This is a genomic window from Paenibacillus artemisiicola (genome assembly GCF_017652985.1).
In the GTDB taxonomy this organism is placed as follows: domain Bacteria; phylum Bacillota; class Bacilli; order Paenibacillales; family Paenibacillaceae; genus Paenibacillus_Z; species Paenibacillus_Z artemisiicola.
In genome coordinates this window covers 12145-25630 of record NZ_JAGGDJ010000027.1, presented here as the reverse complement: position 1 = coordinate 25630, position 13486 = coordinate 12145, and the positions used below count along the sequence as shown (strand labels likewise).

The 13486-nt window shown below is 54.8% G+C and carries 16 protein-coding genes and 1 tRNA gene; 2 read left to right on the top strand and 15 right to left on the bottom strand.

The window, feature by feature from the left end:
* The first annotated feature begins 10 nt into the window (after positions 1-10).
* Positions 11-196 carry a YjzC family protein gene (locus tag I8J29_RS22980; protein WP_090649253.1) on the top strand — a complete coding sequence of 62 codons (186 nt, stop codon included), beginning with the start codon at positions 11-13 and terminating at the stop codon, positions 194-196.
* A gap of 898 nt (positions 197-1094) precedes the next feature.
* Here I8J29_RS22980 and I8J29_RS22975 read toward each other — a convergent pair.
* The 3 genes from I8J29_RS22975 to I8J29_RS22965 form a co-directional block, all read right to left on the bottom strand.
* Positions 1095-1185: transfer RNA gene (locus I8J29_RS22975), tRNA-Ser, on the bottom strand.
* 63 nt (positions 1186-1248) lie between these two features.
* Positions 1249-1485, bottom strand: a complete 237-nt coding sequence (locus I8J29_RS22970; RefSeq protein WP_208849797.1) for a DUF951 domain-containing protein — start codon at positions 1483-1485, stop codon at positions 1249-1251.
* A gap of 49 nt (positions 1486-1534) precedes the next feature.
* Positions 1535-1774, bottom strand: a complete 240-nt coding sequence (locus tag I8J29_RS22965) for a putative Se/S carrier protein (protein WP_208849796.1) — start codon at positions 1772-1774, stop codon at positions 1535-1537.
* Between the two features lie 175 nt (positions 1775-1949).
* On the opposite strand from I8J29_RS22965, the gene yyaC reads away from it, so the two are divergent.
* The gene (yyaC, locus tag I8J29_RS22960) at positions 1950-2543 is read left to right on the top strand and encodes a spore protease YyaC (RefSeq protein ID WP_208849795.1); all 594 of its coding nucleotides are present in this window, start codon (positions 1950-1952) and stop codon (positions 2541-2543) included.
* Here yyaC and I8J29_RS22955 read toward each other — a convergent pair.
* From I8J29_RS22955 to rpmH, 12 genes are all read right to left on the bottom strand, one after another.
* Positions 2515-3021 (bottom strand): DUF4446 family protein, encoded by a 507-nt coding sequence (locus I8J29_RS22955; protein WP_090649263.1) that lies wholly within the window; start codon positions 3019-3021, stop codon positions 2515-2517. The genes yyaC and I8J29_RS22955 overlap by 29 nt on opposite strands.
* Positions 3022-3050: 29 nt before the next feature.
* On the bottom strand, positions 3051-4226 hold the full coding sequence (locus I8J29_RS22950) for an aminotransferase class V-fold PLP-dependent enzyme (RefSeq protein ID WP_208849794.1): 1176 nt from the start codon (positions 4224-4226) through the stop codon (positions 3051-3053).
* A 103-nt stretch (positions 4227-4329) separates the two neighbouring features.
* Complete coding sequence (locus I8J29_RS22945; protein ID WP_208849793.1) at positions 4330-5184, bottom strand: ParB/RepB/Spo0J family partition protein; 855 nt, start codon at positions 5182-5184, stop codon at positions 4330-4332.
* Complete coding sequence (locus I8J29_RS22940; RefSeq protein WP_090649270.1) at positions 5165-5938, bottom strand: ParA family protein; 774 nt, start codon at positions 5936-5938, stop codon at positions 5165-5167. Before I8J29_RS22940 ends, I8J29_RS22945 begins: the two co-directional genes overlap by 20 nt.
* Before the next feature lie 148 nt (positions 5939-6086).
* Positions 6087-6914, bottom strand: coding sequence for a nucleoid occlusion protein (gene noc / locus I8J29_RS22935; protein ID WP_208849792.1), 828 nt, complete (start codon positions 6912-6914; stop codon positions 6087-6089).
* A 150-nt stretch (positions 6915-7064) separates the two neighbouring features.
* A complete protein-coding gene (gene rsmG / locus I8J29_RS22930) occupies positions 7065-7787 on the bottom strand; it encodes a 16S rRNA (guanine(527)-N(7))-methyltransferase RsmG (RefSeq protein WP_208849791.1) in 723 nt (240 codons plus the stop codon).
* Positions 7788-7789: 2 nt separating this feature from the next.
* A complete protein-coding gene (gene mnmG, locus I8J29_RS22925; RefSeq protein WP_208849790.1) occupies positions 7790-9679 on the bottom strand; it encodes a tRNA uridine-5-carboxymethylaminomethyl(34) synthesis enzyme MnmG in 1890 nt (629 codons plus the stop codon).
* A gap of 36 nt (positions 9680-9715) precedes the next feature.
* Positions 9716-11095, bottom strand: coding sequence for a tRNA uridine-5-carboxymethylaminomethyl(34) synthesis GTPase MnmE (mnmE, locus tag I8J29_RS22920; protein WP_208849836.1), 1380 nt, complete (start codon positions 11093-11095; stop codon positions 9716-9718).
* 92 nt (positions 11096-11187) lie between these two features.
* On the bottom strand, positions 11188-11913 hold the full coding sequence (jag, locus tag I8J29_RS22915) for an RNA-binding cell elongation regulator Jag/EloR (RefSeq protein WP_208849789.1): 726 nt from the start codon (positions 11911-11913) through the stop codon (positions 11188-11190).
* Positions 11910-12686, bottom strand: a complete 777-nt coding sequence (locus I8J29_RS22910; RefSeq protein ID WP_208849788.1) for a YidC/Oxa1 family membrane protein insertase — start codon at positions 12684-12686, stop codon at positions 11910-11912. Before I8J29_RS22910 ends, jag begins: the two co-directional genes overlap by 4 nt.
* Before the next feature lie 136 nt (positions 12687-12822).
* Entirely contained in the window at positions 12823-13170 is a 348-nt protein-coding gene (rnpA, locus tag I8J29_RS22905; RefSeq protein WP_208849787.1) for a ribonuclease P protein component, read from the bottom strand.
* Between the two features lie 79 nt (positions 13171-13249).
* On the bottom strand, positions 13250-13384 hold the full coding sequence (gene rpmH / locus I8J29_RS22900) for a 50S ribosomal protein L34 (RefSeq protein WP_090649292.1): 135 nt from the start codon (positions 13382-13384) through the stop codon (positions 13250-13252).
* Positions 13385-13486 lie beyond the last annotated feature (102 nt).

Sequence of the window (13486 nt, the reverse complement as noted above, 5' to 3'; positions counted from 1 at the left end):
GTGCAGGACAATGGGCGAATGGACGGAATTCCGGCCGGGCGATCACGCGCCGAACGACGGCACGTACATCGAGATCGGCGAGGCTTCGTTCCATATGGGCGTGAACGACCCGCAGAAGGTGCATCTGAAGAAGGGCGATCGGTTTCCGATGACGTCCAATAAAGACCGCAAGTGGAAGCGAATGAATCATCGTTAAAGAAATTCGAAAATCGGGGTGCATAAAGCCCTCGGTTCCGGAGCATTATAATTCATGACGGTGAACAAGTGAGAGGTGTGGTTCCATTGAACGTCAATGTGCTTGTGCCTCAAGGAGATTCTGTCCACTCAGCATAGAAGCGGAGGGTCGTGCCAAAGACACTTGTCTGTAACACACAGCACCGTATACCGGTGAACCGAGGTTTCGACGAAAGCTTTGTGATGACTGTTATTTCTACAAAACGAACGCACCGTCGGGAAAAGGGCTCGCAAGAGCCCTTTTTTCCTGTTCTCCGGAGGAACTCGCAAGTGGCGCGGTTCGCTGCGCTTCGTAACGGCGGCTTCACCGATGGAACCCCAAACAACCGCCGATTATGTCTGGCTATACTGGTCATTGGCTTCATCGACAGTTCGTCTGCTCGAATCGTATTCGTGTCTACTCTTACCCTTACCTTAGCCTTCACCGTTCAAGCGTTCCCTCATCATCCTCTACGTGGCGTTCCTGTGCCTCTCCCTCGTTGGTGCACTTTCCTTCCCACCACCATCTAACGAGCCCCCTCCTGAGGCCCGTAGTGGCCCCTAGCGCTCCCGAATCTGTTCCAGGCTCTTCTCTATTCCAACGATCGGCCGACGCCTTTCATACGCCTTAGAACGCCTCTACTTTCACCGTCTGCTCATCCTTTCTTCAGGCAGAACGCGAACGACCATTCCTTATCAAACGGCATACGGTATACGTGACGACGCTGGCCCTTCATTGTTTCCAAAGTCCAAAGTCGCAGCCATCCCCACATGCTCATCGAGCTCTCTTACTGGAACTCAGGACGAGAAAACGGGCCACCTTCGCCGGAACATCAAAAAAAGCGATCCGGATCGGATCGCTTCGTCTTTGTAAGGGCTAATGGCGGAGAGGGTGGGATTCGAACCCACGCACGCTGTGACACGCCTAGCTGATTTCGAGTCAGCCCCCTTGGGCCTCTTGGGTACCTCTCCATGTGTCTTGTCAGTCAGCAAGGATTATCTTAACACGCGGCTTGTCCGATTGCAAGCCTTTTTTTACTCGGCCGACAAATTATTTTGTCCCTCGTCTTGCTGCCGTTCCGCCGCGGAACGAAGCACCTTTTTAAGGTTCTTTTCGAACTTCGCGCGCGGAATCAGTACGCTGTGCTTGCAGCCCGTGCATTTGATGCGGATGTCCATTCCCATGCGGATGATTTCCATTTCATTCGTGCCGCACGGGTGCTGTTTCTTCATCTGCACGATATCGCCAAGCTCAAACTGCTTCCTCTCCATCTCCATCCGCTCCTCCTCTGTATCAATTCCCCGCGTGGCGAGGCCGTCCTTACCTGGCGACGGCTTCGTATCGATCCTCCACCAGCTTGTAGATGCCCCGGATCTCCACCTTTTCCTGCTCGATGACGTCCTGGACCACTAGTAAATCCGCTTCCGGAAATTGAATCGATAGCGCGCAGCCGGCCGTAATCTGCTTCGGCGTGGGGCAGATGTCTATTTCAATATCGGCATATTCTAATAGCATCTCGGCCCGCAATGCCTGCTGGGTCGAGTCGAACGCGATCAGCACCCCGCTCGCCTCCTTACCGGATCGTTATTGAACTTTTCTGCCCGCGGGCAAGTATAAAATGGTTGTCCCATCCATATACTAGTAACCAAGCGTGAGCCCGGCAGTTCTATCAAATCGATAACGAACGCCGCTGCATTTCGCCGATTATTCATAGAGTTTTGCGGGAGGGGAATCTATGAAACTGCCAGGAATGAAAGAAACGCCGCTGAAGGTGCCCTACACGGAGCCCAACATTACCGGTCTTCTCATCAATCGCATGACGTATCTCTTGGACACCGTGTCCCCCGATCGCCGCATCGTCGTCGTGTGCGTGGGCACCGACCGTTCCACGGGCGATTCGCTCGGCCCGCTCGTCGGCACCTCCCTAGGCAAGTACAGAAGTCCGTTCTTCGACCTGTACGGCACTTTGGAAGAACCGGTTCACGCCATGAATCTGGATGACACGCTGATCGAGATCAACAAGCGCGTGCGCAAGCCGTTCATCGTCGGCATCGACGCTTGTCTCGGCCAAGCCGCGAGCGTCGGCTGCATCCAAGTCGGCACGGGTCCGGTTCGTCCCGGCGCGGGCGTCAACAAAGACCTCCCCCCTGTCGGCGACATTCATATCACCGGCATCGTCAACGTTGGCGGTTTCATGGAATATTTCGTCCTGCAGAATACTCGCCTGCACCTCGTCATGCGCATGGCCGACATCATCGCTCACAGCTTATTCTCGTCCATCATGAAGTGCACCCGTACCGCTACTTATCCTGCCGCAACGCCAGATTGATCGCTTCGAGCTCTTCGGGGGTCAGCGCATAGGCGGACTGTCCCTCTTTGACCGGCTTCGCGTACACGAACGTATTTTCTCGGCCATGGAGTCCGCTTAGGACCATGCCGTCCTTGTCGTCATTAACGAACGCGACGGAGAAGCTGAAGTCGCTGCCGCGTTCCGCAAAGGCATTGTAGCGATGAATGCCGATATTGCCCCGTTTTTTTCGCACGGCTTCCATTAGGCCATCGACCGACTGCTTCAAGCTTCGCTGCTGCTCTTCCTGATCGTCCAACTGCTGTTTTAAATCAATGATGACGGATTCCAAATTCTCGACGCTCGACCCGTTCATGAATTGCGTGTAGCTCTTCCTCAGCTTCTTCAACTTACTGCCCAGCACGAAATTTCGGATAAGCAGCAGCAATACGATTACGATCAGTCCGGCAAGCATTCCGGCCATCGCCCAGTCGAACGGCCGTTCAATCCATTGATCCATGTTTCGTTTCTCTCCCCATTCGGTGCTCTTTAGCTGTAATGTCGGCCTATTTCGTTCACGGCCTCAACGAAGGCTCCCACTTCTTCCGACGTCGTAAAGCACCCTACGCTCGCGCGTATCGCTCCCGTATCCAACGTTCCTGCCGTCCCATGCGCCAACGGCGTACAATGAAAGCCCGTCCGCACGGCGATATTGTAATGCTGATCCAATATAAACCCGATCTCCGACGGATCCGCTCCCTCCAGAACGAATGACACGATTCCCGTTCTCGGCTTACCTAGCCCCGGTCCGAGCACGCGTACGCCGCCGACGGCAAGCAGTCCCTCCATCATTTGTTGCGCAAGCGTCATTTCTTTAGTATGGATGTTTTGGACGGTCTCATGCAGTACATGGCGTACCCCTGCCTGCAGCCCGGCGATGCCGGCCGTGTTCTGGGTGCCGGCTTCGTAGCGGTCCGGACGCACCGCCGGTTGTTCGATCGACTCCGACTGACTGCCCGTCCCCCCATGCATCAGGGGCTCCAAGTCGAGTTCCGGATGAATGTACAGCCCGCCGGTCCCTTGCGGCCCCAACAGTCCTTTATGCCCTGGAAACGCCAGCATATCGATCCCCATCGCTTCGACGTCGATCTCCAGCAGACCAGCGGTCTGCGCCGCATCGACGAGCAGCTTCGCGCCTCGCCTTCGGGTGATCGTCCCAATGTCGCCCACCGGCATGATCGAACCGAGCAGATTGGAGCTGTGGTTCACGACGGCAAGCCGCGTATTCGCCCGAAAAGCGTTCTCCACCTCTTTGGCATCCAACAGTCCTTCAGCGTTCGGCTCCACGTAGGTCACTTCGATAATGCCCAGCTTCTTCAAATATTCGAGCGGCCTCCGGACGGAGTTATGTTCTACGGCGGTGGCGATGACGTGATCGCCCGGTTTCAAGAACCCCTTGATTGCCGTGTTGAGCGCCATCGTCGTGTTCAGTGCGAACGCGATATCGTTCGGATTCTTCACCGCGAATAGTTTGGCAAGCGCTTTGCGGGCATCGAACAGGACCCGGCTTGCGCGGACCGCCATGGCATGACTTCCACGGCCCGGGTTGGCGCTATCCCGTTCCATAGCCTCCTTCACGGCTTCGATCACAGCAGGAGGCTTCGGCCATGAAGTGGCGGCATGGTCCAAATACACGTACGGCTTGTCCTTCTTCTGTTCCTCCACGATCCCGCCTCCCTTCGCTCAATGCTAACAATAGCATACCGGATTGGCGGCCCTGTATCAAAACACGCCAATCAAGTATGCTATCTATGGGTATTTATTGAATTTATGACAGCTGTTGAAGCAGTTCGAGCAACCGTTCCAGATCCTGTTTGTTATAGTACATCAGTTCGATTCGGCCCTTGTCCTTTGCCTGCTTGATTCGGACCGTCGTCTTGAACCGTTCCCGAAGTGACTCTTCCACCTCGTTAATGTACGGATCTCGCTTCTTATTAGAGACCGGTTCCTTCTCTTTCGGCGGAACGGGCTGATCCAAATTTTTGATCGCTTCCTCCAGCTGCCGAACGCTCCATTCGTTGGCGATCGTCAGCTCGGCCAATTCCTTCTTCCGAACATCTTCCTTCACGCCCACGATTGCTCTCGCATGACCCATGGACAATGTTCCACGTGAAACATTTTCCTTGATCTGTTCAGGCAGCGTCAGCAGTCTCAAAAAGTTGGCGATATGCGATCTGGACTTGCCAACCTTCATCGATAATTCTTCCTGCGTCAGATTAAATTTATCCATCAGCGCCTGATACGCCTGCGAAAGCTCGATCGCGTTCAAATCCTCGCGCTGCAGATTCTCGATGAGCGCAATCTCCATGACTTGCAGATCAGAGAAATTCCGGACAACGGCCGGAATCGTCGTGTTGCCGCACAGCTGCGAAGCACGGAAACGACGCTCGCCCGCAATGATCTCATACCCCTTCAACACCGTGCGAACGATGATCGGCTGAATGACGCCATGCTGTTTGATGGACTCGGCTAATTCCTTGATCGCTTCGTCGTCAAACGTCTTGCGGGGCTGATACGGATTCGGTCTCAGTTGCGCAAGCGAAACTTCGATGACCTTATCTTCTTCGCTGACGGAAAGCGATGGAATAAGCGCATCCAGCCCTCTACCTAGCCGCTTGCTCATACATGATCACTTCCTTCGCGAGTTCAAGATAAACCTCCGCCCCTTTGGATCGAGGATCGTACGTAATAATGGACTGCCCGTGCGAAGGCGCTTCGCTTAAGCGTACATTACGCGGGATGATGGTTTGATACACCTTTTGCTGAAAATACTTTTTCACTTCTTCAATGACTTGAATGCCAAGATTTGTCCGCGCATCGAACATCGTCAGCAATACGCCTTCAATCTGAAGGGACGTATTCAGATGCTTCTGCACGAGACGAACTGTATTTAAGAGCTGGCTCAAGCCTTCCAGCGCGTAATATTCGCATTGAATCGGAATGATGACGGAATCCGAAGCCGTCAACGAATTGATGGTCAGAATGCCAAGCGAAGGCGGGCAATCGATCAAAATATAATCATACTGATTCTTCACCATGGCAAGCGACTTCTTAAGCCGCTGCTCGCGGGAAATCGTCGGCACGAGCTCAATCTCCGCTCCTGCCAATTGAATGGTCGCGGGAATGATGTTCAAACCGTCGATATTGGTCGAACAGGTAGCATCGTTCGGATGCACATCGTTAATAAGCACATCGTATATGCAATGCGCGACGTCTGCTTTGTTGATTCCGATCCCGCTCGTCGTATTCCCTTGCGGATCGATATCGACCAGCAGTACCTTCTTGCCCAGCGAAGCCAGACATGCGCCCAGGTTGACGGACGTCGTCGTTTTTCCGACACCGCCCTTCTGGTTCGTTATTGCGATCGTTTTAGACAAACCGTTCACCTCTATGCTGAAAACTTATTGAAGCTGAATGAAACGTGTCTCTATTCTACCAATCTCCGCTAGAAAGTCAGGTTGTAATTCCAATAGATAAAAATGACGATGCCGTCCCTGTATTCCGGACGGCCGTCGGCGAAGCATATTAACGTTTTGGAATTTTAATGACGATTTCGTAATGGTCCTCGTAGTCCTGCTCGTTGGTTTTGATCTGCAAGCCGGACCCCGAAACCATGTCGATCGATTGGCGAATGGTATTTAAGGCAAGCCGAACATCCTTCGTGAATGAAATTCGTTTTGCTTTTTTGGCAGCCGTCTGAACCGCTTCCTTATAAAAGGCGACCCTGGCCTCCGTCTGTTTCACGTTAAGCTCTTTAGTAATAATATCGTCTAGCACTTTCAGTTGCAACTCTTCCGAGTCGAGCGATAGCAGCGCCCTGGCATGTCGTTCCGTTATCTTCCGTTCCATCAAGGCGCCTTTGACAGTGTCGCCGAGACTGAGCAGCCGGATCTTATTCGCGATGGTCGATTGGCTTTTACCAAGCCGCTGAGCAAGACTCTCCTGCGTCAAGTTATGTAGTTCGATCAGCTTCTGATAAGCCACGGCTTCTTCAATGGAAGTAAGACCTTCCCGCTGAAGGTTCTCGATCAACGCGATGGAGGCCGCTTGGGAATCGTTGAATTCTCGAATAATGGCCGGTATCGTTTCAAGCCCTAGCTTCTTTACGGCGCGGAAACGGCGTTCGCCCGCGATGATTTCGTATCTGCCGTTGCGTACCCGCACGACGATCGGCTGGATAATGCCATGCGTCCGAATCGTTTGGCTGAGCTCGTCAATCCGGTCATCGTCGAATACGGTTCGCGGCTGATACGGACTCGTATCTACTTCAGCGACCGGAATCTGCTTCACTTCATCTTGGTTTGTAGTCTTCTGATCGCCCAAACCGAATAAACGTGAGAATTGTTCTTTCATAGCGTCAACATACCACCCGATTTCAAAATGCCGAGTTTGTCGTTTCTATATCATTCGTCGGCTGAAAGATGATTTCCTGCTTGACAGCGCGATAAACTGAACAAATATCCGGTGACAAATTTGTTCCACGTGAAACATTTTCCGTTTCAGTTAGAGGATCGGCTGCTTCAACGGTAAGCCCACTTTTCGAGGGTATTTGGATGGCGTTTCCGCAAGCTTGCGGATGATGATGATGTGACGATCGGACTGCTCGAACGGAAGCTTAAGATGATGGGTTTCCCTATACTCGCTCTTTAATTCGCGCAAGCTTCGTTTGGCTTCTTGCGTCTCTTCCGCGGGATCCGAGCCTTTCATCGCCGCAAACGTTCCGCCCTTCTTGGCGAAGGGCAGGCACAATTCATTGAGTCCGCTTAACCGCGCAACCGCACGCGCCGTTACCAGGTCAAAGGCATCGCGAAGCTCCGGCATCCGCCCGATATCCTCCGCTCTTCCATGAACGCAGCTCACGTTCTCCAGTTTAAGCGTCTCGACGACATGACGAAGAAACTGAATCCGTTTATTCAGTGAATCGACGATCGTCACCTTCAGATGCGGGAAGCAGATTTTAAGCGGCAGGCTGGGAAAGCCCGCCCCGGATCCAATATCCGCGATCGAAGCGAACTCATCCATCCGCATAAAGAAAGAAAGGGTTACGGAGTCATAGAAATGCTTTTCGTATACCGCTTCCCTATCCGTGATGCCCGTCAAATTCATTTTTTCGTTCCACTCGACGAGCAGTTCGAAGTACCTTTGAAACTGCTGCAGCTGGAGCGGCGTTAGCGCCACTCCCCGCTCCTTCAGCAGCTCCGCAAACCAAGTCTCAGTCGGATTCATGATTACCCCCGTGCTGCGATGACCTTATTGTAATGTTCCAAGTAGACGAGCAGAATGGAAATATCCGCTGGCGTCACCCCGCCGATCCGGGAAGCTTGGCCGATCGAGAGCGGCCGAATCGTAGACAGGTTCGCTTTCGCTTCCTTGGACAGGTTCGTCACGACGCTATAGTCGATATCGTCCGGAATCCGCTTCTTTTCCATCTTCGCCAGCCGCTCCACCTGAATCTGCTGTTTCTCGATATAACCGGCGTACTTGATTTGAATTTCAACTTGCTCCTTCATATCCTCCGTCAGCGCCTCCGGCGACTGCGATAACCGTTCGACATGCTCGTACATGAACTCCGGACGGCGAAGCAGCGACAGCGCGTCCGTCGATTGCTGAATCGGCGCCGTGCCGATCTCCTCCAACAGCTGCAGAACGTCCTCATCCGGTCGCACCTTCACCGCCTTCAGGCGATCGATTTCCTGCTCCACCATGGCTTTCTTGGTCGTGAACTTGGCGTACCGCTCTTCCGAGATCAAGCCGATCTCGTAGCCGGTAGGCGTTAGCCGCAGATCCGCGTTGTCATGACGCAGCAGCAGGCGATATTCGGCACGCGAGGTCAACAGCCGGTAAGGCTCCGTCGTTCCTTTCGTGACCAGGTCGTCGATCATGACGCCGATATAACCTTGCGAACGATCGATGATGACCGGCGTCTGCCCCAGTACTTTGCGCCCGGCATTAATGCCGGCCATAATCCCCTGTCCGGCCGCTTCTTCGTAGCCGGACGTGCCGTTAATCTGCCCCGCCGTGAAGAGGCCCGGAACGACCTTCGTCTCCAATGTCGGCCACAGCTGCGTCGGCACGACCGCGTCGTATTCGATCGCATAGCCGGTGCGCATCATTTCAACATTTTCCAAACCTGGAATCGAACGGAGAATTTGCAGCTGCACGTCCTCCGGCATGCTCGTGGACAGCCCTTGCACGTAATATTCGGACGTGTTTTTGCCTTCCGGCTCCAGGAAGATCTGATGCTTCGGCTTATCCGCGAAGCGAACGATCTTATCCTCGATGGACGGGCAATACTTAGGTCCCGTCCCTTCGATCGCGCCCGAGAACATCGGCGCCCGGTGCAGATTGTCGCTGATGATCCGGTGCGTCTCTTCGGACGTGTAGGTCAGCCAGCACGGCAGCTGTTCGTTATCGGAGTATTCCGTCTCGTACGAGAAGAACTTCGGCTTCTCGTCGCCCGGCTGAATCTCCGTCTTCGAGAAGTCGATCGTATCCCCATGCACCCGCGGCGGCGTGCCGGTCTTGAACCGTACGAGCTGCAGACCCAGATTGCGCAGGCTCTCCGACAGTTTAATCGATGGCTGCTGATTGTTCGGGCCGCTCTCGTACATGAGTTCGCCCATGATCACTTTGCCGCGCAGATACGTTCCCGTCGTCACGACGACCGCCTTCGCGCGATATTCTGCGCCGGTCTTCGTCACGATGCCGACGCACGCGCCGTCCTCGATGATCAGATCCTCCGCCATCCCCTGCCGCAGCGTCAGATGCTCGGTCTCCTCGATCGTCTTCTTCATGAAATGCTGGTACAAGAATTTATCGGCTTGCGCCCGCAGCGCGTGAACCGCCGGACCCTTCCCCGTATTCAGCATCCGCATTTGAATGAATGTCTTGTCGATGTTCCGGCCCATCTCGCCCCCGAGCGCATCGATCTCCCGCACCACGTGGCCTTTCGCAGGTCCGCCGATCGACGGATTGCACGGCATGAACGCCACCATATCCAGATTAATCGTCAGCAGCAGCGTCTCCGCGCCCATCCGCGCGGACGCCAGCGCCGCTTCGCAGCCCGCATGGCCCGCTCCGACGACGATAACGTCGAAATTTCCGGCTTGATAACCCATTTCTCTACCCCTCCTTGCCTTTCGGACACTAATTAATTATTTACCTAAACAGAACTGCGAGAAAATTTGGTCGATGAGCGACTCGGCTACCGAGTCTCCTATCATTTCGCCCAATTGCTCCCACGCCGTTCGCACGTCAATTTGCACGATATCAATCGGAATGCCGCTCTCCGTCGCGTCGATCGCGTCGACCAGCGACTGGCGCGCTTGATTAAGCAGCGCGATGTGCCGAACATTGCTGACATAGGTCAAATCCGCGGATTCCAGCTCGCCGCCGAAGAACATCCGTTTGATGACCCCTTCCAGCTCGTCAAGCCCCTGCTCGTTCAGCACGGACATCCGCACGACCGCATCCGCCGGGAATCGCGACTCGACTTCCGACGCGTCCAGCTTCGCCGGCAGATCCGTCTTGTTCAGCAGCACCACGACCGGCCGTCCGCTTAGCTGCTCCATCAGCTCGCGGTCGCCCGGATGGAGCGGTTCGCTCGCGTTCAGCACGAGCAGGATCAAATCCGCCTCCTCGAGCGCCGTGCGCGATCGTTCCACGCCGATCCGCTCGACCACGTCGGCGGTCTCGCGAATACCCGCCGTATCCAGCAGCCGCAGCGGAATGCCGCCGAGCGTCATATATTCTTCGATCACGTCCCGGGTCGTGCCCGGAATATCCGTGACGATCGCTTTGTTTTCCTGGACGAGCGCATTGAGCAGCGACGACTTCCCGACATTCGGGCGTCCGACGATCGCCGTGACGATGCCTTCTCGTAATATCTTGCCTTCGGCGGCCGTTTTTAACAACCTGTCGATTTCGCCGCAGGCGTCACCGCAGCGTTCCCGGATATAGGCGTTGGTCATCGACTCCACGTCATGCTCCGGATAATCGATGTTCACCTCGATATGGGCCAGCAGTTCGATCAGCCCATGCCGGAGGGCCTTGACCTTCTTCGACAGCGTTCCCTCCGATTGTTTGAGCGCCACGGAGAAGGCGCGGTCCGACTTCGAACGGATCAAGTCGATAACGGCCTCCGCCTGCGTCAGGTCGATTCGCCCGTTCAGGAACGCGCGCTTCGTGAACTCGCCCGGCTCCGCCAGCCGAATCTCGCCGGCGCGCAGCAGCAGCTCCAGCACGCGCTTAACGGCCACGACGCCGCCGTGGGTGCTCAGCTCGACGACGTCTTCCGCGGTGAACGACCGCGGCCCGCGCATGACCGTAAGCAGGATCTCCTCCACCGTTTCGCCGGAACGCGGATCCACGATGTGGCCATAATGCACCGTATGCGAATCGGCCTCGGCAATATTCGATTTCGAGCGGAAATACCGGGCGCACGCATCGACGGCGTCCGGCCCGCTGACCCGAATAACGGCAATGCCGCCCTCTCCGACGGCTGTCGAAATGGCGGCAATCGTATCTTGTATCATTATCATGACAACGTCCCTCTTAACTTCGATCAAATAAAAAACGAGCAATGACCGGTGAGAGCCATTGCTTGGAATGAACGGTATACGACAACCTAACCATGCCTCAGCGTAATGACGACCCGCCGGTTCGGCTCTTCGCCTTTGCTGAACGTCTTGACCTTGCCGTGATTCTGGAGCTGCGAATGAATGATCTTGCGCTCGTGGGGCGCCATCGGCTCGAGGACGACTTCCTTCCGAGTCCGGATGACTTGCCCCGCCAAGCGGTCCGACAATTCTTCGAGCGTCCTGCGCCGCCGATCGCGAAAATCTTCCGCATCGAGCACGATCCGCAAATGGCTGTTGGAGTAACGGTTGGCCACGATATTGACCAGGTATTGCAAAGCATCGAGCGTCTGCCCCCGGCGGCCGATCAGCATGCCGAGATCGCCGGTGCCGGACAGCGCCAGAACCAATCCTTCTTTCGAATCGTTACGGGCAATCGTAATGTCAAGTCCCATCGTTCTTGCCACTTCAATAATGAATCGTTCCGTTTCGAGGATGGCATCTGCCGAAGCCGACGGCGAAGCGGGCTTGTCCGCCGCGGGAATCACCGGCGCCGGCGCGACGGCCGGAACGGACTCGGACTTGGCCGTCTCGACGGCGTCCGGCAGCAGCGCGAGCTCCACCTTCGCGGCGCGGACGCCGATCAGGCCGAACAAGCCTTTGCTCGGTTTTTCCACTACGGTGACGTTTACGCGTTCCGCGGATACTTGCAATTCCGTTAAACCATTTCGTACAGCATCTTCGATCGTTTTGCCCGATGCTATGATTTTCTTCATTTCGCGGGGACACTCTCCTTATCTTTCGGTGAGGTGCGGACATAAAGGAAATAATTTTGCACAATGGTGTACGTGTTGCTGAAAATCCAGTAAAGCGGAAGCGCGGACGGGAACGAAATCGCCATCACGAAAATCAATACCGGGAAAATGAGCATGATGCCCTGCATCGCCGGCATCGTTTTTTGCTGGGACGACATCATTTTGGATTGCACGAACGTCGTAATCGCGGCCAGGATCGGCAGCACGTACGTATGGTCCTTCTCGCCAAGCTGCAGCCAGAGGAATGTATGCTCACGAATGTTCTCGTTCATATAAATCGAGTTGTACAGCGCGATGAAAACCGGCATCTGCACGATCAGCGGCAAACAGCCGGCGAGCGGATTTACTTTATGCTGCTGAAACAGCTTCATCGTTTCTTCCTGCTGCTTCTGCGGGTTGTCCTTGTGTTTCTCTTTCAGCTTCGCGAGCTCGGGCTGCAGCGCCTGCATCGCTTTGGAGCTGCGATACTGCTTGATCGTAAGCGGAAGGATCAGCGTCCGGACGATGACCACCATCAACAGGATCGCGATGCCGTACTCGCCGTTGAACCACTTCGCGAACTCCTCCAGAGCCAGAGAGAAATAGTAGACGACGTTGCGCTGCCAGAAGTTGCCGTGCGAAAGGTCATCCATTGAAACCGGGTGAGTGGCCGACGAACAGCCGCTCAGGAAAAACATCACGGCAATAAGCGCGAATGCCGTAAACCATGTTCGTTTCGAGATACGGGACAACATGTAAATCTCCTCTCTGCATACCATAAGCGCAGACCTCGTAAAAGGCGCAGGCGCCGCATAATCATTCAGGTAAACTATATCACATATCAGGGCACAAAGAAACAAGCCCGCCCCGGCGGTAAAGCGATTACAAGGCTTAGCGGTGCTGCTTCAATAGCCCTGCGCGCTTCAATACGTGGAGCATGCTTTTTTCGAGTTCCTTCATGCTAAGACCGACGGCCGGCTTCCGGACGATCACGATGAAATCGAGCTGTTCGACGATCCGCTCCCCCTGCTGGCGGACGATCTCCTTCACGAGCCTTCTCATCCGGTTCCGCACGACGGCGTTGCCGATCTTCTTGCTGGCCGACACGCCGAGCCGGAACGGCTCCGCTTTATGCTGCCGGGACCAGTACACGACGAACTGGCTGTTGGCGAACGATTTCCCGTTGCGGTATATCCGGCTGAAATCTTCGCGGTTACGCAATCGCAGCTTTCTTTGCACGTCGCATCCTCACCGAACCTTTATAGCTATAGTATGACCCATATAAATGAAAAAAAGACCACGTAAAGTGGTCTTAAAGTTACGCGCTCAGTACTTTTCTTCCCTTTTGGCGACGGGCGCTCAGCACTTTGCGTCCATTTGCGGAAGCCATACGCTTACGGAAACCATGAACTTTTTTACGCTTGCTCACATTCGGTTTAAATGTAGGTCTCATTGATCCTTGCACCTCCTATCCTTACTCAATCCAGACTGCATGCTATCTTCTGATCGTCGTCTTCACGATTCGCGATCGTTCATTTCCCTCGTCGAGGATGCT